This is a genomic window from Bacteroides rodentium JCM 16496 (genome assembly GCF_000614125.1).
In the GTDB taxonomy this organism is placed as follows: Bacteria; Bacteroidota; Bacteroidia; order Bacteroidales; family Bacteroidaceae; genus Bacteroides; species Bacteroides rodentium.
In genome coordinates this window covers 115,810-135,917 of sequence record NZ_BAKJ01000005.1, presented here as the reverse complement: position 1 = coordinate 135,917, position 20,108 = coordinate 115,810, and the positions used below count along the sequence as shown (strand labels likewise).

At 50.3% G+C, this 20,108-nt stretch carries 17 protein-coding genes and 2 pseudogenes; 14 read left to right on the top strand and 5 right to left on the bottom strand.

Translation table 11 applies throughout. The features are described 5' to 3' along the window. The first annotated feature begins 117 nt into the window (after window positions 1-117). From JCM16496_RS03720 to JCM16496_RS03710, 3 genes and pseudogenes are all read left to right on the top strand, one after another. Complete coding sequence (locus tag JCM16496_RS03720; RefSeq protein WP_025832401.1) at window positions 118-1,269, top strand: zinc metalloprotease; 1,152 nt, start codon at window positions 118-120, stop codon at window positions 1,267-1,269. 1 nt (window position 1,270) lies between these two features. Then, entirely contained in the window at window positions 1,271-2,038 is a 768-nt protein-coding gene (locus tag JCM16496_RS03715) for a M15 family metallopeptidase (protein WP_025832400.1), read from the top strand. Between the two features lie 201 nt (window positions 2,039-2,239). Continuing rightward, window positions 2,240-3,486, top strand: a pseudogene (locus JCM16496_RS03710) (THUMP-like domain-containing protein). Between the two features lie 130 nt (window positions 3,487-3,616). On the opposite strand, the gene JCM16496_RS03705 reads toward JCM16496_RS03710, so the two are convergent. Then, on the bottom strand, window positions 3,617-4,966 hold the full coding sequence (locus JCM16496_RS03705) for an ATP-binding protein (protein WP_025832399.1): 1,350 nt from the start codon (window positions 4,964-4,966) through the stop codon (window positions 3,617-3,619). A gap of 202 nt (window positions 4,967-5,168) precedes the next feature. Between JCM16496_RS03705 and JCM16496_RS03700 the strand changes: the two genes are divergently transcribed. The 3 genes and pseudogenes from JCM16496_RS03700 to JCM16496_RS25210 form a co-directional block, all read left to right on the top strand. Further along, a complete protein-coding gene (locus tag JCM16496_RS03700) occupies window positions 5,169-7,937 on the top strand; it encodes a TonB-dependent receptor (protein WP_025832398.1) in 2,769 nt (922 codons plus the stop codon). A gap of 57 nt (window positions 7,938-7,994) precedes the next feature. Beyond that, complete coding sequence (locus JCM16496_RS03695) at window positions 7,995-8,927, top strand: metallophosphoesterase (RefSeq protein WP_025832396.1); 933 nt, start codon at window positions 7,995-7,997, stop codon at window positions 8,925-8,927. Between the two features lie 178 nt (window positions 8,928-9,105). Further along, a pseudogene (locus tag JCM16496_RS25210) lies at window positions 9,106-9,276 on the top strand (WD40-like domain containing protein); the annotation flags it as partial. Window positions 9,277-9,386: 110 nt separating this feature from the next. Here the strand turns inward: JCM16496_RS25210 and JCM16496_RS03690 are convergent. Then, entirely contained in the window at window positions 9,387-11,192 is a 1,806-nt protein-coding gene (locus tag JCM16496_RS03690; RefSeq protein WP_025832394.1) for a mechanosensitive ion channel family protein, read from the bottom strand. Window positions 11,193-11,356: 164 nt separating this feature from the next. On the opposite strand from JCM16496_RS03690, the gene JCM16496_RS03685 reads away from it, so the two are divergent. The 8 genes from JCM16496_RS03685 (at window position 11,357) to JCM16496_RS03650 (ending at window position 17,661) form a co-directional block, all read left to right on the top strand. After that, complete coding sequence (locus JCM16496_RS03685) at window positions 11,357-12,337, top strand: calcium/sodium antiporter (RefSeq protein WP_025832393.1); 981 nt, start codon at window positions 11,357-11,359, stop codon at window positions 12,335-12,337. Window positions 12,338-12,486: 149 nt separating this feature from the next. Beyond that, window positions 12,487-13,623, top strand: coding sequence for a hypothetical protein (locus JCM16496_RS03680; RefSeq protein ID WP_025832391.1), 1,137 nt, complete (start codon window positions 12,487-12,489; stop codon window positions 13,621-13,623). A gap of 112 nt (window positions 13,624-13,735) precedes the next feature. Further along, window positions 13,736-14,170, top strand: a complete 435-nt coding sequence (locus JCM16496_RS03675; RefSeq protein WP_025832389.1) for a DUF6078 family protein — start codon at window positions 13,736-13,738, stop codon at window positions 14,168-14,170. Window positions 14,171-14,762: 592 nt separating this feature from the next. Further along, the gene (locus JCM16496_RS23035; RefSeq protein WP_209441601.1) at window positions 14,763-15,086 is read left to right on the top strand and encodes a helix-turn-helix domain-containing protein; all 324 of its coding nucleotides are present in this window, start codon (window positions 14,763-14,765) and stop codon (window positions 15,084-15,086) included. A gap of 75 nt (window positions 15,087-15,161) precedes the next feature. After that, window positions 15,162-15,704: a hypothetical protein gene (locus JCM16496_RS03665; protein WP_025832385.1), complete on the top strand. Its 543-nt coding sequence runs from the start codon at window positions 15,162-15,164 to the stop codon at window positions 15,702-15,704. 190 nt (window positions 15,705-15,894) lie between these two features. After that, window positions 15,895-16,164 carry a hypothetical protein gene (locus JCM16496_RS03660; protein ID WP_128809431.1) on the top strand — a complete coding sequence of 90 codons (270 nt, stop codon included), beginning with the start codon at window positions 15,895-15,897 and terminating at the stop codon, window positions 16,162-16,164. Next, on the top strand, window positions 16,154-16,504 hold the full coding sequence (locus JCM16496_RS03655) for a type II toxin-antitoxin system RelE/ParE family toxin (protein WP_025832381.1): 351 nt from the start codon (window positions 16,154-16,156) through the stop codon (window positions 16,502-16,504). Before JCM16496_RS03660 ends, JCM16496_RS03655 begins: the two co-directional genes overlap by 11 nt. A gap of 56 nt (window positions 16,505-16,560) precedes the next feature. Then, the gene (locus JCM16496_RS03650; RefSeq protein WP_025832379.1) at window positions 16,561-17,661 is read left to right on the top strand and encodes a GntR family transcriptional regulator; all 1,101 of its coding nucleotides are present in this window, start codon (window positions 16,561-16,563) and stop codon (window positions 17,659-17,661) included. Window positions 17,662-17,741: 80 nt separating this feature from the next. On the opposite strand, the gene JCM16496_RS21350 is transcribed toward JCM16496_RS03650, so the two are convergent. From JCM16496_RS21350 to JCM16496_RS23410, 3 genes are read right to left on the bottom strand one after another with little or no spacing between them, the layout of a single operon-like run. After that, a complete protein-coding gene (locus JCM16496_RS21350) occupies window positions 17,742-18,509 on the bottom strand; it encodes a glycoside hydrolase family protein (protein ID WP_128809430.1) in 768 nt (255 codons plus the stop codon). Beyond that, on the bottom strand, window positions 18,485-19,813 hold the full coding sequence (locus JCM16496_RS21345) for a glycoside hydrolase family protein (protein ID WP_128809429.1): 1,329 nt from the start codon (window positions 19,811-19,813) through the stop codon (window positions 18,485-18,487). The genes JCM16496_RS21350 and JCM16496_RS21345 overlap by 25 nt, the downstream gene beginning before the upstream one ends. Before the next feature lie 6 nt (window positions 19,814-19,819). Next, window positions 19,820-20,080, bottom strand: a complete 261-nt coding sequence (locus JCM16496_RS23410) for a hypothetical protein (RefSeq protein ID WP_244440224.1) — start codon at window positions 20,078-20,080, stop codon at window positions 19,820-19,822. Window positions 20,081-20,108 lie beyond the last annotated feature (28 nt).

The following is a 20,108-nucleotide window of genomic DNA, read 5'->3' as shown; positions in this document are numbered from 1 at the left end:
CGGAAAGAGGTTGTGGCAACCACAATCTCTTTCTTTTTATGATACATGGGGCAAGTTGTTGCATTTCAGATAAAATCCTTTACCTTTGCCGGCAAACACATTTATCAAGATATCAGGATGAAGAAAGTTTTTAAATTGGCCGGAGGATTCATGGTCGGGGCATGCATCGGCTTTGTAGGAGTAATAGGTGTAAGAGTCCTGGTTTTGGGAGACTCGTTCGATGGTTTATGCAGCAAGTTTGCCGAAACCGGCATGCTGGAGACGGTAGGAGTTTCCTTGTTAGCCATACTGATTCTGCTGTTCTCCATCTTCCTGCAAGTGCTTCTGCACGAAGGCGGGCATCTTGTCTGCGGACTGGCAACCGGCTACCGCTTCGTCTCCTTCCGCATCTTCAACCTTACCTTCATACGGAAAGACGGGAAATTATGCATCAAGCGTTTCAGCCTTGCCGGAACGGGAGGCCAATGCCTGCTTACCCCACCCGAAAGGCCTCTTGAAGATATCCCGACCACCTTGTACAACCTGGGTGGAGTGCTTGCCAACCTGCTGACCGCCATCCTTGCCTTCCTCCCCCTGCTGACCGTAGACGGACTACCTTACCTGCTGAAATTCTTCCTTCTGATGCTCTCTCTGATTGGCATTCTCCTTGCAGGGATGAACGGCATCCCCATGAAGATGGGCGGTATCGGCAATGATGCCGACAACATGCGCCTGCTTCTCAAGGACAGCAAGAGCAAGCAGGCATTGGTCACCCAGCTGCGCATCAACGCACTGATACAAGAGGGCATGCGTCCTAAGGACATGCCTGCCGAATGGTTCAGCCAAACGGAAGACATCAACTACAAAGATGCCCTGCAGGTCACCATAGCCTTGATGAGCGCCTCGCGCCTGCTCGACTGCGAAGAATGGGAAGCCGCCTACAATGCATTTGAGAAAATAATGAGCCACAGGCGCGAAGTCATCGGACTTTTGATAAAGGAAAACGCTTGCGAGCTGCTCTTCACCGCATTGGTGACAAAGAGGACCGCACGGGCAGAAGAATTATATACCGATGAGCTGGATACCTACATCCGGCAATATAAGGATGTGACGTCTTCCAAACAGCGGCTGCTCTGCGCCCTGGCACTCTACCGGGACAAGGACACAGCAAAGGCAAAGGAGATTTACGAAGCCACCTGCCAACGGAAAAACAAATACCTGATGCAGGGAGAAGTCAGTTCGGACATAGCCTTGATGAAATCAATCCTTACCGCCAAGAATGCCTTGTAAGATGGAACGATATTTCTTTTACTTGTTATATCTGCTGCTTGGCTGCTCACTATGCGGTTGTAGCGGAAAACAAGCGCCAAAGCAGACACAAGACCCGGATACGGAAGCCACCATCCCGTATGCCGACACCATAGCGGCACCCGTCCCTCCGGCTCCGGCCAAAAGCCGGACAGCCCGCTACCTGGACTCTCTCGGTTTCGTCAATATTGCCGAAGCAGACAGCAGTATCGCCATTGACCTGATGTACACCCGTGCCGACAATTTCACCGGAACCCTATTGTACGAAGACCTGAAAGAAGCCTATCTGCACCCCGATGCCATGGAAAGCCTGAAACGGGCACAACGCCTGCTGAAAGAGCAGCACCCCGGTTACCGCCTCATCGTCTACGATGCAGCGCGCCCCTTGTCCGTACAGCAGAAGATGTGGGACGTAGTGAAAGGAACCTCCAAATACATCTATGTCTCCAACCCCTCACGCGGCGGCGGCCTGCACAACTACGGATTGGCAGTGGACATCAGCATACTCGACGACGCAGGAACCCCTCTGCCCATGGGCACCCCGGTAGACCATCTGGGTAGGGAAGCCCACATCACAGAAGAAGCCGTGCTCGTGGCACAAGGCAAGCTGACGGAACAAGAACGTGAAAACCGGCTGCTGCTCCGGCAGGTAATGAAAGAAGCCGGATTCCGCCCGCTACCCAGCGAATGGTGGCACTTCAACCGCGTCAGCAGGCAGACAGCAAAGGAGCGATACCGGGTCATCCCTTAACTCTCACCCCCAGCTTGTCCGGAAACTTAAATTTGCTATCGCTTTAACGCGGATGACGTAGATGATGCAGATTTTTAATATTCTTAATCTGCTTTATCAGCGTCATCTGTGTCTGAAGAATAATCAGACAGAAAGCTGCGAATTTATGCCCCACTTTGCCCTTTTTGAGATAACTTTGCATCAGAATAAATAAGCCAAGCCATGCCTTTATCCCAAGACACCCTCCGCTTCATCCGCGAGCATCGCCGCGACGACGTGCGCAGCCTTGCCTTGCAGGCACGCCGCTACCCTTCGGTAGACATGCCCGCCGCCATCACACAGATTTCCGGCTGGCAGATTGCCAAAGAGAAGATACCCGCATGGGCGGAGAACGATGACATCCTCTACCCCGCCCACCTTTCTCTGGAACAATGCTCCTCCCAAGCAACGGCACAGTATAAAGCGGAAATTATAGCTAACCTGCTACGTACAGAACAAGAACATCCCGCGCAGGACAGTACCCCCGCATCAGCCGGCACCTTTACCGACCTCACCGGAGGTTTCGGTATCGACTGCGCTTTTCTCTCCTCCCGCTTCAGCCATGCCACTTACGTAGAGCGCCAGGAAGCCCTCTGCCAGATAGCCGCACACAACTTCCCCGTCCTCGGTCTAAACCACATCTCCGTCTGCCACGCAGACAGCGTCCGCCATCTGCAAGAGATGGAACCCGTGGACTGCATCTTCATAGACCCTGCCCGCCGCGACGGACACGGCGGAAAGGCCATAGCCATCGGCGACTGTGAACCCGATGTACCGCCCTGGAAGAACTGCTGCTCCAGAAGGCACGGCACGTACTGATAAAGCTCTCCCCCATGCTCGATCTCACCCTTGCCATGAACGATTTGAAACAGGTCCGCCAGGCACACATCGTTTCTGTCGGCAACGAATGCAAGGAACTGCTGCTCTTGCTGGGACAAGGCGAAGCCCTGCCAACAGACGACGTCCCCATCCATTGTGTCAACTTCACCTCCGCCCCGGCTCCCCAAACCCTCGTCTTCACCCGCAGGCAAGAGAAAGAGTGCGCATGCCTCTACACCCCTCAACTGAAATCATACCTCTACGAACCGAATACCTCCGTGCTGAAAGCCGGAGCGTTCCGTAGCCTTTCCTTATTATATAAGGTTGAAAAGCTGCATCCCAACAGCCACCTCTACACTTCGGACAGCCTCCTTCCCGACTTCCCCGGCCGCAAGTTCCGAATCTCCTCCTCCTGCGGCTTCAGCAAGAAAGAAGTGAAAGAGATGCTGGCTGCCGAGAAAAAGGCGAACCTCACTGTACGCAACTTTCCCGCCACCGTTGCCGAACTGCGTAAACGGCTGAAACTGGCCGAAGGAGGAGATACGTATCTCTTTGCCACTACCCTGGCGGACGAAAGAAAGGTACTTATCCGTTGCCAGACTATGGGATAAGACATCAAGCCCTATATCCTTCCCTGCACGAGATGTACATCTCATGTTGTTCGAGATGCACATCTCATACAGCCTGAGATGCACATCTCGTGCATCCTTACCATTAGCCTTGTGGGAACAACCGATAAGGTCACCACCCTCCGACTACCGTTGTACCTGGCGTGAAGAACATAATGTAGTAAATAGGCACATAAGTGATACCACCTTTCTGAAAGACCATCTGCTCATTGGACAGTACAAAAGCCTCGCGAATATTATACTCCTCCACCTCCAAGAAACGGTTGAGCGCACTATGAACCGTGTAGTCCTTTCCCGACTTGACTTCCAACGGCATCACCGTCAAATGGTCAACATCATCTATCAGATAATCCACCTCGCCATGACTCTTATTGTCATAATAATAAAGATTGAATCCGTGCGCACGCAACTCCTGTGCCACTACCGTCTCGTAAACCGAGCCTAAGTTGATGCTCCTCACATCTTGCATCACCGCCAGAATATTGTTCTTGAAGAATAAGCCGGTCAACAGTCCTACATCATTCAGATATAGTTTAAGCAGATTCTTCCCGCTGTTCTCCATCAACGGATAGCTGGGTTTGCTGATAGCTTTTACCTCCAGCGCCACTCCGGCAGAAATAAGATAATCAAATTCATCTTCATAGTCAGCCATCCGTTTCCCTTTCTTCCCCTCGATTTCTTTCGCCACAACCCGTTTCTTTTTATTCTCCAGGTTCGATGGAATGAGACTATAGATGCGCTGTATCTTCAAGCGCGAATGTTCTTTTTCATACTTCGATGCGTCAATCCCATACAAAGCATGAATATCGGCCTGTATCTGGCGGATAGCCATCACATTCTTCTCCTCTACAAATGTATTTACGGCATCGGGAAGCCCACCCACAATCAAGTATTTCTTAAATAAATCCAGTATCTTGGCATGCAGGACATCGGGCAGGGAACGGCGTTCCATGAAATGTGCACGCATCGTTTGGATGACAAGTTCGCCCACTCCGTTGGCTATCAGGAATTCTTCGAAATCCATGGGATACATATGTTTGACTTCGATACTGCCTAAAGGAATGGAAGAAGTGTTTTTCAACGTTACACCCAGCAAAGAACCACTGGCTATGTAGGTGAACCGGTCATCCTCCTTCAAGAACTTTATCAGCGTAAGCAAATGGTCGTATGCTTGCAGTTCATCGATAAAGACCAACGTATCAGTCTTACTTTTCATTTTGTCACCCGCTACCACACTCAACGCCAGATAAAAGTCACTCACGGTTTTGGCTTCTGCAAACACCCGGTCGCCCAGCTTATCGGCTTCCATGTTGATTTCTATATAATTCTTAAACAAGCTCTGCCCGGCGTGGCGAATAATGTAAGACTTGCCTATCTGTCGCGCCCCATCTACTACCAGCACCTTATTAGAGGCTGATTGTAAGTAGCTTCTGATGTCACTTTCTATCTTCCGGTACAACATAACACACTTTTCTTTGATTCATACTGATACAAATATACACTTTTCCTATAAAATATCAAGTTCAAATACACATTTTTCTCTATTCATCCGCTCGTGTAACCACATTGTAACCGAATCGTTACCCTTTCTTCAATTTCCCGCAAACCTTGTGTAACACCAACCCTCTACTTTTGCGGCAGATTATTAACAGATAATAACAAGTATGAAACAGGTTTTAAGAGCACTCTTATTCTCGCTCCTTTTCACAACGACAGGCAATGTAGCCATTGCAGACGAAAAAACAAATGTCACAAGACAAGGAACAGTGCGCGGCCGCATCATCGACGCCACTAAACAAACCCTCCCGGGCGCATCCATCTACATCGAGAAACTACACACTGGCGTGACGAGCGACGTCAACGGCTTCTACACATTCTCTAACCTGGACCCGGGAACTTATACAGTAAAGGTGACCTACGTGGGCTATTCTCCTGTAGAACTGAAAATCACCATCCCCGCAGGCCGCACTTTGGAGAAAGACGTGACGCTGAACGAGGGACTCGAACTGCAGGAAGTGGTAGTGGGCGGTGCCTTCCAAGGCCAGCGACGTGCCATCAACTCACAGAAAAACAATATGGGGATTACGAATGTAGTCTCTGCCGACCAGGTAGGCAAGTTCCCCGACTCCAACATCGGTGACGCCCTTAAACGCATCTCCGGCATCAACGTGCAGTACGACCAAGGCGAGGCGCGCTTCGGGCAAGTACGGGGCACGAGTGCTGACCTCAGCTCCGTCACCATCAATGGTAACCGCGTTCCCTCTGCCGAAGGCGATACGCGCAACGTACAGCTCGACCTCATTCCGGCAGACATGATTCAGACCATCGAAGTGAACAAGGTAGTAACCGCCGATATGGACGGCGACGCCATCGGCGGCAGCATCAACCTCGTCACCAAGAACTCCCCCTACAAGCGCACCATTGCCGCCACCGCCGGAACCGGCTACAACTGGGTGAGCGAAAAGGCGCAACTGAACCTTGGCTTCACCTATGGCGACCGCTTCTTCAACGACAAACTCGGCCTGATTGTATCGGCCTCCTATCAGAACTCACCCTCCGGTTCCTACGACACCGAATTTGTATGGGAGCAGGATGACAACGGCAAGACGTACGTCAACGACTACCAAATCCGCCAATACTACGTCACCCGCGAACGCCAAAGCTACTCCGCCACACTGGACTGGGATATCAATGCCAACCACAAACTGACCTTCAAAGGCATCTTCAACAACCGCAACGACTGGGAGAACCGCTACCGCACCACGCTGAAAGACCTTGACCCCGACGGCAACGCCACCGTACGCATACAGACCAAAGCCGGCACACCGGACAACCGCAACGCCCGCCTGGAACGCCAACGCACCATGGACTTTGCCCTTGGCGGCGAACACCTCTTCGGCGCCCTCTCCATGGACTGGCACGCCAGCTATGCCAAAGCCAGCGAAGAACGTCCCAACGAACGCTACATCGACTTCCAACTGAAGAAACAGAAGTTCGACATGGACCTGAGCGACGAACGCCAACCCTTTGCCGGCCCCAAAGCAGGCTCTACTATGACATTGAACGATGAATTCAGCCTGAAAGAGCTGACGGAACAGCAGGAAGACATCAAGGAGCAGGACCTGAAGTTCTCTGCCAACTTCAAGCTTCCTTTCAAGAACGGCAACAAGCTGAAGTTCGGCGCAAAGGTAGTGCGCAAGACCAAGGATAAAGAAGTGGACTTCTACGAATACTCTCCTCTGGACGAAGACGCCTTCATGACGAACAGCCTGGCAAATACAGTGGACCAGACCAACAAGAACTTCATGCCCAACAACAAATACCAGGCAGGCATCTACGCCAGCAAGGAATACACCGGCTCTTTAGACTTGAACAACGCCTCCCTCTTTGAGAAAGAGCAGGTGCAGGAAGAACTTGCCGGAAACTTCAACGCCCGCGAAACCGTGACTTCCGGCTACCTCCGCTTCGACCAAAAACTGACAAAAGACGTGGAGCTGATGACCGGACTCCGCATAGAGAACACTAACCTTGCCTATACGGGACGCACCTACGATGCCGACGAGGACCTCACCAGCAAGACCGACCGTCAGCGCAACAGCTACATCAACTTCCTGCCGTCGCTGCTCGCCAAGTGGAATGTGAACGATGACTTCAAAGTGCGCGGTTCGTTTACCCAGACCTTGTCACGCCCCAAATACTCGGCCCTCGTGCCCAGTGTGAACATCAAGCGTTCCGACAACGAAATCACCATCGGAAACCCGGAACTGAAACCTACCGTCTCCTACAACTTCGACTTGAGTGCCGACTACTACTTCCGCAGCATCGGTCTGATAAGCGCCGGCATCTTCTACAAGAAGATAGATGACTTCATCGTAGACCAGGTGAGCACCAACTACGAGTACCAGGGTAACACCTACACCCGCTTCACCCAGCCCAAGAATGCGGGCAACGCCAACCTGGTAGGTGTAGAGCTGTCCTACCAGCGCGACTTCAGCTTCATTGCTCCCGCTCTGAAATGTGTAGGTTTCTACGGAACGTACACCTACACCCATTCCCGTGTGGAAGACTTCAACTTCGAAGGACGCGAGAATGAGAAAGGTTTGAGCATGCCCGGCTCGCCGGAGCATACCGCAAATGCTTCCCTATACTTTGAGAAAGGCGGCCTGAATCTGCGCCTGAGCTATAACTTCGCTTCCGACTTCATCGACGAAATGGGAGAAACCACCTTCTACGACCGCTACTACGACAAGGTGAACTATATGGACGTAAACGCCAGCTATACCTTCGGAAAGAAGTTCAAGACTACCTTCTACGCCGAAGCCAACAACTTGCTGAACCAGCCGCTACGCTACTACCAGGGCACGAAAGACCGTACCATGCAGGCGGAATACTACGGCGTGAAAGTGAATGCGGGAGTGAAGATTAATTTTTAAACAACGAATTCTATCTCAAATTATCAACATTAACTACTCAACAATTTAATAATGACAATGAAGAAAATATACCTTTTACTGTTTATTGCCCTACTCGGCAACGCAGCCATTGCCCAAATCACCGATTACTCCATCTTCGACAAGAAGTTCAACTTCTACGTAGCCAACGACCTCGGCCGTAACGGCTACTACGACCAAAAGCCCATCGCCGAACTGATGGGACAGATGGCAGAGAACGGCGCAGACCCCGAATTCGTACTTGCCACCGGCGATGTACACCATTTTGAAGGCGTACGCAGCGTGAACGACCCGCTTTGGATGACCAACTACGAACTTATTTACAGTCATCCGGAGCTGATGATAGACTGGTTCCCCCTGCTGGGCAACCACGAATACCGCGGCAATACGCAGGCTGTGCTCGACTACAGTAATATCAGCCGCCGCTGGACCATGCCCGCCCGTTATTACACCAAGACGTTCAAGGACAACGGCGCTACCATCCGCATCCTTTGGGTAGACACCGCCCCGATGATTGACAAATACCGCAACGAAAGCGAGACCTATCCCGACGCCTGCAAGCAGGATTACCAGCAACAGCTTGCCTGGATAGATTCCGTACTGACTGCCGCCAAAGAGGACTGGGTTATCGTTGCCGGACACCATCCCATCTATGCCGAAACCCCGAAGGACGAGAGCGAACGTGCCGACATGCAAGCACGCCTCGACCCCATCCTGCGCAAGCACAAGGTGGATATGTACATCTGCGGACACATCCACAACTTCCAGCATGTACGCACGGCAGGCAGCGACATCGACTATATCACCAATTCTGCCGGTTCGCTCGCCCGCAAGGTGAAGCCCATCGAAGGGACCGTATTCTGCAGCCCCGAACCGGGTTTCTCCATTGTATCGGCCAGCAAAAAGACACTGGAACTGCGCATGATTGACAAGAAAGGGAATGTACTGCACACGGTGACGCGCAGCAAATAGTCTAAAGCAGCACGCAAGCAGACACACTCCCTAAAACCTTGTCCAACAACCACTTTCCTCCCACGAAGCAGAAGAGTATGTTTCGTAGGAGGATTTTTCTATCTCATACGACAAAAACAAAGCCTATCCGCAGGAATACAAGAAAAAGCCCTATATTTACATTTGTCAATACATAACTATGATGAAGAAGATACACTTCCTGATACTAATCAGCCTGCTACTTGCCGCTTGCAGTGACGACGACAAAGAAAAACAACCCGCTTTTGTGACCAATATCACCATATCCGATGCCGGAAAGACCTTCAATCCCGATGATGCCGTGACCGTCAAAGCCGACGGTTTGCAGGCTATCGTGAAGGCGACTTCATCGAAACTTATGATTTCCAGACAAAGGAATGGAGGATGTTTACGTTCTACGTACCGTTTGCAGAGATTTTACTGGCACGATAACCGGCCCCGTTACTGTTTTTTCTCCCTCAAGTCATCCTTCGGTATCGTCGTCTCACTGCCGTCCCTCGTCGCCATGTAGTGGGGCGACATTATCTCCACGCCAGCCTCGTTGAACTTGTCCTGAATGTTCTGGTGCAGGTCGGAGTAAATCTGTGCCAGGCGGTCGGCATCCTTGATGTAGGCATTCACCTGATACACCGGATACCAATCGCTGAGCGAAGTCTCAAGCACAAAGGGACGCGGGTCGTCCACCACGCCGGGCGTGCTCAGCGCAGCTTCCGTGAGCAACTGATGCACTTGCCGCCACGGGGCGTCGTAGCCTATCGTCACCTCGGAGTGGATGATGAGTCCATACTCGCGCGCCGACTGGCTGTAGTTCACCGTGTGGGAGGACATGATGAAGGAGTTGGGGATGGTCACCACCTCGTTCTTCGGGGTACGGATACGGGTGACGAGCGGTGTTTTCTCAATGATGTTGCCCGTAGTGTCATTCAGCTTGATGCGGTCACCCAGCTTGAAAGGCCGCATGTAGGTTATGACCAGCCCTGCAATGATATTGCCGATAACCGTACTGGAACCGAGCGAAACAATCAAGCCGACAAACACGGAGATTCCCTGGAAGACTCCCGACTTGGAACCCGGCAGATAAGGGTAAATCATGGCAATCATAAACGCATAAAGCAAGAAGCGCACAATGTGATAGGTAGGAATGGCCCAATCCGGATAGAAGCCGTTTATCTTCAGCCGTTCAGCCTGCACCTCATTGGCAAGATAACGCACCAGTCTGACCAGATACTTCACCGCATAGCATATCACAAAGATAGTGAACAGATTGGGTATATAGTCGGCTATTCCATTCAGGATGACCTTTATAGGATTCCAGATGTAGGAGAATAATGTATAAGCCAAGCTCTTGGTCTGGGGAAAAATGGAGAATAATAACGGAACCGTCAGCAGCAACTGCAACAGCATGACTACATAACGCACCAGGTTGGCAACAAACACCAGCAGGTTGACCTGCTTCTGCGTGTCCAGCAATTCATAATCCTGAATGGAGATCGGTTTCAGTTTGGTATCCTTCAGTTTCTGGATGCGTAATTTGAGTTTTCTGAACAGCCAGTTGGTAAACTTGAACAAGAAGAACTGTCCCACAAGCACCAGGATAAAGTACAAGATACGCTTACCCAACTGCCACAAGCTATGCTCCTTCTGCATGGCTTTCAGTTTGTCCACCACGACATGCCTCTTGCTGGCGGCCAGCTGGTCACGGGTACAGTTTTCCCACAAAGCATCCTGATCGGTAAAGGAAGCGATGACCTTCTCGCCATACATTAAATCCGTAACAATATCCGTGCTCTCCAAATAAACAGAGTCCGGACGCAGATTGAAACGCGTGCCCAATGCTTCGATGACGCTGCTTACATCCTTGGCCCGCTGTTGGGGCGTATGCCCTCCACGCTTGGCATACAGATAGAACAAGGTGTCCTTCTCCACCACCACCGGAATGCCCGGCGTCACCGCCCGCAACGAATCAATGCGTTGTTTCTGCAATGCCAGCTTCACCGAATCGACCGCATAGCTCGCCAGCCTCATCTGCTCCATTTCCATCCGCAGGTTGGCCTCGTTCAGCCGGGCTGCCTCCAACTCCTGCCGAACAAGCGACAGCTGAATCGAATCGGAGTCGGTCCTTGCCACTGTGACACTCCCCACACTATCCTCACCTAAAACACTGAGCACTTTATCTACCAGCTGAGCTGACACTCCGCCTGCCAGCATCAACAGCCAACAGAGACAGAAAGCACGGATAACCTTCATATATAAACTTCTTGATTTAATTCTGGTTGCAAATATACCCAATAAATGCTTCAAACATACGGAATGTTTTTAACTTCCTATCCTAATCAACATAACTTTTTCATGCAAACATGAAAGTTCTGTATTCGGTTTGCATTATCTTTGTACTCAAAATTGACATACCTATGGATATATTGTTTCTTGTCGGAGGACTGCTCCTCATTCTTCTGGGTGCCAACGGGCTGACAGACGGTGCCGCATCCGTTGCCAAACGTTTCCATATACCGTCCATCGTCATCGGGCTTACCATTGTCGCCTTCGGTACTTCCGCACCGGAACTCACCGTCAGCATATCCTCTGCCCTAAAAGGCAGTGCAGACATTGCCATTGGCAATGTGGTGGGAAGCAATACGTTCAATACCCTGGTGATTGTGGGTTGTACGGCCCTTTTTGCCCCGATAGCCATCACCCGCAATACGCTGAAACGCGAAATCCCTCTTTGTATTCTTTCGTCCGTCGCCCTGCTGATTTGTGCCAACGACGTCTTTCTGGACGGCAGTGGCGAGAACATACTCAGCATCACCGACGGCCTGTTGCTGCTATGCTTCTTTGCCATTTTCCTAAGTTATACTTTTGCCATCGCAAAAAGGGATGGAAGCATGAAGGAACCGGAAAAGGAGCCCCTGCAGGAAGAAGACGAAATCAGGCTGCTGCCCGCGTGGAAGTCTGCCCTATACATCGTCGGCGGACTTGCCGGCCTCATCATCGGAGGTAATTTCTTTGTAGACGGTGCCAGCGGTATAGCCCGCGGATTGGGTGTCAGCGAATCCATCATCGGGCTGACGCTCGTGGCAGGCGGCACTTCACTGCCCGAACTCGCCACCTCCATCGTAGCCGCCTTGAAGAAAAACCCCGAAATAGCTATCGGAAACGCCATCGGAAGCAATCTCTTCAATATATTCTTCGTGCTGGGTTGTTCGGCCTCCATCACTCCATTGCGCCTGACGGGCATCACCAATTTCGATTTGTGGGTACTCGTAGGAGCCAGCATCCTGCTTTGGCTGTTCGGTATCTTTTTCGGGAAACGCATCATCACCCGGGTGGAAGGAAGCATTCTGATTCTCTGCTACATTGCCTACACAGCGGTACTGATATACAACCTCTAACAGCAAATTTACAGACACTCTACGCGGTATTTTAAAGATTATCACGTTTCTTTAAATAAGGCAAGCTGCACTTCGGCATAAAAAATAAGCAAGCTTATTTTGTTCTGCCTCAGTTTGCATTACCTTTGCTACCTCAATATTGAACAACTATGGCAATTACAATCAAGAAAGTAACCACAAGACGGGAACTGGAGCGCTTTATCCGTTTCAACTACCTGCTCTACAAGAACAACCCTTATTCCGTCCCCGACCTTTTCGATGACATGCTCAACACCTTCAACAAGAAGAAAAACGCCGCATTCGAATTTTGTGAAGCCGATTATTTCCTGGCTTATCGGGAAGGTAAAATCGTAGGACGCGTAGCTGCCATCATCAACCACAAGGCAAACCGGACCTGGGGCAAGAAGGAAGTCCGCTTCGGCTGGATAGACTTCATCGACGATGCGGAAGTCTCCGATGCCCTAATCCGCACCGTGGAAGAATGGGGAAAAGAACGGGGAATGACACATATACAAGGCCCGCTGGGATTCACAGACTTCGATGCCGAAGGTATGCTCATCGAAGGATTCGACCAGCTCAGCACCATGGCCACCATTTATAACTATCCCTACTATCCGCAACATCTGGAACGCATGGGCTTTGAGAAGGATGCCGATTGGGTGGAGTATAAAATCTACATTCCCGACGCCATACCCGACAAGCACAAGCGCATCTCCGACCTCATCCAGCGCAAGTATAACCTCAAGGTAAAGAAATACACATCTGCCAAGAAGATTGCCCAAGACTATGGCCAGGCCATCTTCGAGCTGATGAACGAAGCTTATCAGCCACTCTACGGCTACTCTGCACTGAGCCAACGGCAGATTGACCAATACGTCAAGATGTACCTGCCCATCCTCGACCTGCGTATGGTGACATTGATTACCGATGCCGACGACCAGCTGCTTGCCGTAGGCATCTCCATGCCGTCACTCGCCGAAGCGTTGCAGAAAGCCCACGGGCGCCTGCTTCCTATGGGTTGGTATCACCTGGCAAAGACCATCTTTTTGAAGAAATATCCCAAGATGCTCGATTTGCTGTTGGTTGCCGTGAAGCCGGAATATCAGAACAAGGGCGTCAATGCACTGCTCTTCTCCGACCTTATACCCGTTTATCAGAAGCTGGGCTTCGAGTATGCCGAAAGTAATCCGGAGCTGGAGCTGAACGGCAAGGTACAAGCGCAATGGGAGTACTTCAAGACGGAACAGCACAAACGGAGAAGATGCTTTGTGAAGGAGATAGGATAAGCGGCTAATCCAAAAAATCATCATAACTTTTCGGATTAGAGAGGAAAAGCCAACAATATAAACCGCTCATCAGACATAAACCTAATACGGAAAAACCGAACAGCAAGAATATATGACACTTATTCATCACAACGAAGTTCCCGGCAATTATGCCCACTGCATCCACCGAGACTGCCCCCTTGCCACCAACTGCCTTCGCGCCATGGCCTGGGAAGCACTGCCCAAAGAAATTATCTCCGTACCGGTACTGAATCCTGCACAAACCAAGACTACAACCGATTGCCCTTTCTATCGCAACGCTGCCCCGGTGACCTACGCCCGCGGCTTCACCAAAATGCAGCAGCAGATGTTTCCCGAACAATACTTCCGGTTCAGCAACCGGCTGATTGCCAGCTTCGGTCGTAATCCCTACTTTGAGCGCAGACGCGGCGAACGCCCACTCTCACCTAAAGAACAGCAGACGGTACGTGCCGCACTGAAGCACGCAGGTGTGTCGCCCGACCTCGAGTTCGATGCCTATGAGGAGCGGCTCAGCTGGAACGACTGACCCATCCGTACACCTGCAAGACTCGCCCTGACAGAGGACTCCTGTCCTTCCGAAAAAACACGCGAATACTTGCGTAGCAGTATCAGAGTTCTTTCAATGAGAATACCACAGTACTTGCACGAAAGTACCGCGGTACTTATATGGAAGTACACTTGTACTGCCATGCAAGTACTACGGTCGCACCATAGGCTGTGGCAAGACGAACCAGCCTTTGAAGAAATAATATCTCTCACAGAGCGTTGCATTGTCTAAATAAAAAGCGTACCTTTGCAAAGTCCGACCGGAGAAATGGTCCGGACGTAAAGACAGCGTTTTTTGTTTTATCCTAAGAACGAAATCGGCAAAATTTCAAAGGTAAAGGATAGAGACAATGTGACGCTCATTCTGATTTGCGTATGCTTCTAACGTAACATTTGCTACGTATGTCGTGTTATATGCAACAGCGTGAGAGTATTGTTTCTTCGTTCATTTTGCCATGGTGTTTGCCGATACCAGTTCTTGATGAACAGAACCAGGTCTCACGCTCTCTTTTTATAGTCACCCTCTTTTACATGCCACCCGCGGAGATCTACCGGCAAGAACTCATACACACATGAAAAATGAGATTCACATAGGCAAACTAATCAGACAACATCTGACAGAAAGCGGACTTTCCGTTTCTGAATTTGCCAACGCCATCCACAAGACACGCACAAATGTCTATGATATCTTCAAACGAAAGAATGTGGATATCGAGTTGCTTATGGCCATCTCCGAAACCCTTCATTTCGACTTCATCAACTGCCTGCACGATGCCAATTCCACTGCAAAGACACCAACCCGAGAATGCGGGAAGTATCTTGTGGTAAAGATTGTCGAAGAAAGCGACCTGGAAAAAGAAAAAACCGTTCTCTTCAGTTACAAGCTTGACATGTAGAAATTTATTGACGCTCCCGTTAAATCGTCCGCACAACGCACCCTGCAATCCAAGCAATACCAAGATGTAAGAGCCGTGGTCAATACGAATGAAAACCTGATACAGTTTTTCAATTCATACCCGACATCATGTATCAACAATGATTTCGGCACCCGATGGGCCATGTATGCAAATACACCACTGAGCAAACAAGCCCAGCGTACTCTTTATCCTGCCTTGAAACAAGCCATCAGCGGAAAATCACAGTATGAAGCCGTCAGCAGATTACTGAATTTCGTTCAGACGGCCTTCGTATATGAATACGATGACAAAGTATGGGGATGCGATAGGGCTTTTTTCGCGGATGAAACCCTTTATTACCCGTATTGCGATTGTGAAGACCGTTCAATCCTATTCTCCCGATTGGTCCGCGATTTGTTAGGACTGAAAGTCGTACTGATTTACTATCCGGGACACTTGGCAACCGCCGTCTGCTTTACAGAGAATGTAAACGGAGACTACATTTCCATGAATGGCAAGCGCTACACAATTTGCGACCCGACTTACATAGGAGCACCCATAGGAGCTACTATGCCCAAAATGGATAATCAAAAGGCAAAAGTCATACTTTTAGAATAGGGCAAGTCCCCATCATACATCACCATGTTGCAGCTGGAAGTCAGGATAGCAGATATCCGTTCCCGAACAGACAGAAGCGATATCCTGCACAAATAATCCACTGAACACTTGGGATATACAGAAAATCCTACTAACTTTGCCCATTGCCACCCCGGCAAGGGGCAATTTTTATTTATAGGAGAACTTGATTATGGCAACAACAACCATGAACCTTGATGTGCAACGGGCCGAAATCATTCGCCAACTCTTCGCCACAGACAGCCCGGAAGTGCTGAAGAAAGTGCAACGCACATTGAAGAATGCACTGAAAGCCCTGCAAACCGAAGAAAAGGAGGAAACCGAATACATCAGCAAGGAAGAAGTGATGGACGGCATTCGTGAAGGACTGACTGAGATGTTTCGTGCACAACGGATGGGGATAAAGCAAAAAACCTTGCAGGAACTGATAGATGAATTATAATATCGTCACCGAGAGAGCGTTTTTACGGGAAGTAAAACGTCTCAGTAAAAAGTACAAATCACTGAAACAGGACCTTCAGCGATTACAAGATGAGCTATTGGCCAACCCGCAAGCCGGTGCCGACCTTGGCGACGGTGTCCATAAAGTGCGCCTTGCCATCGGCAGCAAGAACCGGGGTAAAAGCCACGGTGCGCGTGTCATCACCTACACCTACCGCATAGACGAAGAAAACGGAAACATCACCTTGCTCTACCTCTACGACAAGGAAGAACGCGACAGCATCTCTGCCACCGAAATAAGCCAACTGGTTGCCGAAGCCAAGGCATCTGCAGGCCTCTAAGCCCTCCTCTATGCGGCTCTACCTCCACCCCCCTGCCATCAATACCGAAGGACAATATGAAAAACAAACATAACTACAAGAGCATCTACCAGGAAGTCAAGAGTACAATCCTCGACCAGACTTACCCCACCAACACACTGCTCCCTACAGAAACCACACTGGCCGAAAAATACGATGTCTCCAGACCGACGATTGCCAAAGTATACAGCCAGCTGCAAAAAGAAGGACTGGTACAGAAGAACAAAGGCAAAGGAACCGTTGTATTATACCAAAAAGAGTCTAAAAGCAATTACACCTTCGGCCTGCTGCTGCCCGGAGCCGGCGAGTCGGAAATCTTTTCGATCATAAACGACCAAATATTAAAGCAGTCCGAAGCCATGCAGTTCACCTGCCTGTGGGACGGGGCCACAGCCAGCAACGCCCAGATAAGAAAAAACCTGATTGAATCGTGCTGCAACAACTATATCAGAAGGAAAGTAGACGGCATATTCTTTTCCCCCTTAGAGCGGGTGTCGGATGCAGATATCATCAACAAAACCATCTGCAGCCAAATAAGCCGCGCCAATATCCCACTGATATTGATAGACCGGGACATTGTACCCCCTCCCCAGAAAAGTCCTTTCGATGTAGTCTCCCTGGACAACTACGGAGCCGGATGCACGATGGCGCAACATCTTATCGATGCCGGATGCCAACGCATCTATTTCCTGTACAGGCCCAGCTCCGCCTATTCCGTAAAAGTCCGCTACCTGGCCGTAAAGAATACCTGCCAGGAACACGGCCTGCCCTTCGACTTGCAACACGAGTATTGCGGCAACCCCGAGAACATGGACTTCATCAACCGCATCCGGATAGAGCGGGGCAAGACAGGCATCATATGCGCCAACGACGCAACCGCCGCCGTACTGATGTCTTCATTGGAAGCAATCGGTTATAAGACAAGAACCGACCTGCTCATCACAGGCTTCGACGACATGAAGTACTCGCAACACCTGAAGTGCTCCCTCACCTCGTTTGTCCAGCCCTGCAAAGAGATTGCAGACGTCAGCATCGAACTGATGATGCGGAAAATCAAATGCTACAACCGCCCTCCGGTAAGCGTATCCCTGAGAGGAGATATCATCATAAGAGATTCTTCCAAATTCTTGAAACCATAAAAAGACGGAATGTGCCGGATTTCTCATAAACTAAAAATCACCCTCGCCACAGGTAGTTGCAACGAGGGTGATAGCCCGGATTATTCTGCCAAAGGCATCACCTTCAGGTTTGTGATTTCCATCTTATCGCACGCAAACTGAAGCCTGTCTACAAACAACTTCTCCCGATAAGAAATCATCGTCCGCTTACCGGCAATTTCCGTATCCACCATCGTACCATCAAACTTATCGGAAGCCTTGACCAGCATGCGCACTGTAAACGGTCTGTCTGTATCCGGCAACTGCTCAATGGCATAGTTCCTTCCCGATTGCGGTGCCCCGCCCTCGCGCAATGTCTTTTCATCGCAATCCGCCCGAGCGGTTACAAACGAATACTGCGCCCGTCTGCGCTTATTGTCCAACCGCCATTCGCAAGCATCTTGCAGCGCCTTGTCAGCCGACGGCAACAAGCAGACAGACAACCGACCGTCGGCAGCCGTCGGATTCACATCAAAAGTCAGCAAAAAAGACCGGCAGGGAATATTCTGTGCTTGATTAGAAGATGCCTCTACAGCAACCTTCCTATTCAGGGTCACCGGCACCAGTTCGTCCATCCATTTCGTGCCGATTCTTCCATCGGGCAGTTGCACCAACTCATGAATCACCAACGGGCCTCCCCACGCTTTCATCCACATCCAGCCGGCCATCACATACCGATTATCGAATATCCTCGAAATGGTAGGCACACAAAGGCCGTTATAGAAATCCACTCCCGATGCCACCATATCCTTATACGCACTGTCCGGCTGCTCCGCACGCTTGGACCACAACCTCGTGAATCCGCCTATGATGTAATCATAATCTCCCAATGGAAGAAGAACGTGCAGTCTCCTCCCAACGGGAAATTCTCGTTCAGGCAATGCCAGCCACCATTCACCGAATCGGACGCCCACGTGCCTTGCGCCCCATAGTTGGCAAGCATCTTCAGCCTTCCTTCGGGGTCTACATAGATACTCGGATTCTCGCACGGATGAAACAGCACACCGGTTTTGGCAAAGTGAACCCCGTCTTCGCTGACAGAATAAGAGGCACCTGCCGCAACACCCCTCATTTGATGCCTGTCGAACGCTCCCGTATGTCCCTTCTTGTCCAAATACTCGTAAAGCTCGGGAAGCGTAGTCTGCTCCCTCGGATAGATACGGGTGGTATGATAGCCATAACTGATGCAAAGCTTGTCATCGTAGACAAAAGGAGTGCCGGTTCCAAATGTCTCCCACTGCTCTTCGACAGGAACCGCAGCCTCGTGCTCGGTCCAATGCTTGAAGTCTTTTGTAGACAAGTGTTCGAAGTAGTGCCCTCCCCTGCCCAGTTTGCTCTGATGCCCGCGCCGGTCGTACAAATAGAACAGATGATAAGTGTCCTTATGATAAAGGCTGACCACATCGCCCACCCACGTATTATGGCCGGCAGGTGTCCAGAATTGCACTTGAGGCCCATCCCCCCGGGCCGTTCCTTCTTTACGGACCGGAGCCACCGCCGGATAAACCAGCTCTGCCTTTGAGACAAAATCCGGATTGATTTCCCACTTGTCCATTTGTTCTGCCAAAGGATACCCCAAAGGGAAATCATTATCGAGCAATTGCCCGTCTACATACATCGTCCATCTTGCTCCTGTAAAATTCAATAGAACGTCGTGCCTTCCCAAGGGGCTTTCCAACATAGCCAAGGGAATGCCCACCGGCATTTTTTCCACTTTCCCCTCCATGGGTGTCTTGAGTGAGATGACAGCCTCCAACACAGGAACCGACCCATCGGCCATCTTAAAGGCCGGATAATTTTGCTTGTCCCTATCCAGCGGATTGTGCTGGCGCAAACATACATCCAGCACTCCCGGGATTTGCAAAAGACACCTGTCCCTGTTCGGGATGGAGAAGTCTGCATTGAAACGGATAGAGAAACCCTTCGTAATATCCTCCAATGCAGGTAACGGGCCACTCCAATTCCGGTCATCCAATTCTGCTATCGTTCGATTGGACGTGCTGGTATCCCAATGGTTGCTTAGTAACGCTACTCTTGCTCCATTCTCTTCTGCGGCCTGCGGTTGTTTCCCGCAAGCAGAAAAACAACCGGCCAACAGCAAATTCAAAGTAATTACACCTAATGTATTTTTCATATCAACCTATTTTTTATTATTCATAGCCATGCAGCAAGCACCGAAAGCAGCCTCTTCTTTTATGTCAGATAGCCTTAGCTCCCTTTCGAAAACCTCTTCAAGCGCATGTTGCATCAGCCGATTCTTCTTTATACCATTACCGGAGCCTATCAATTTCGTTTTCCCCTTACTGATTGAGCCCGGTATCAAGACAAAATAGTCGTACAAGCTATCGCATACACCATCAACAAATCCAATGATTAAATTCTCCGGAGTGAAATTATTCAAAGAGATACCTTCTATCTTCCCCCGTTTA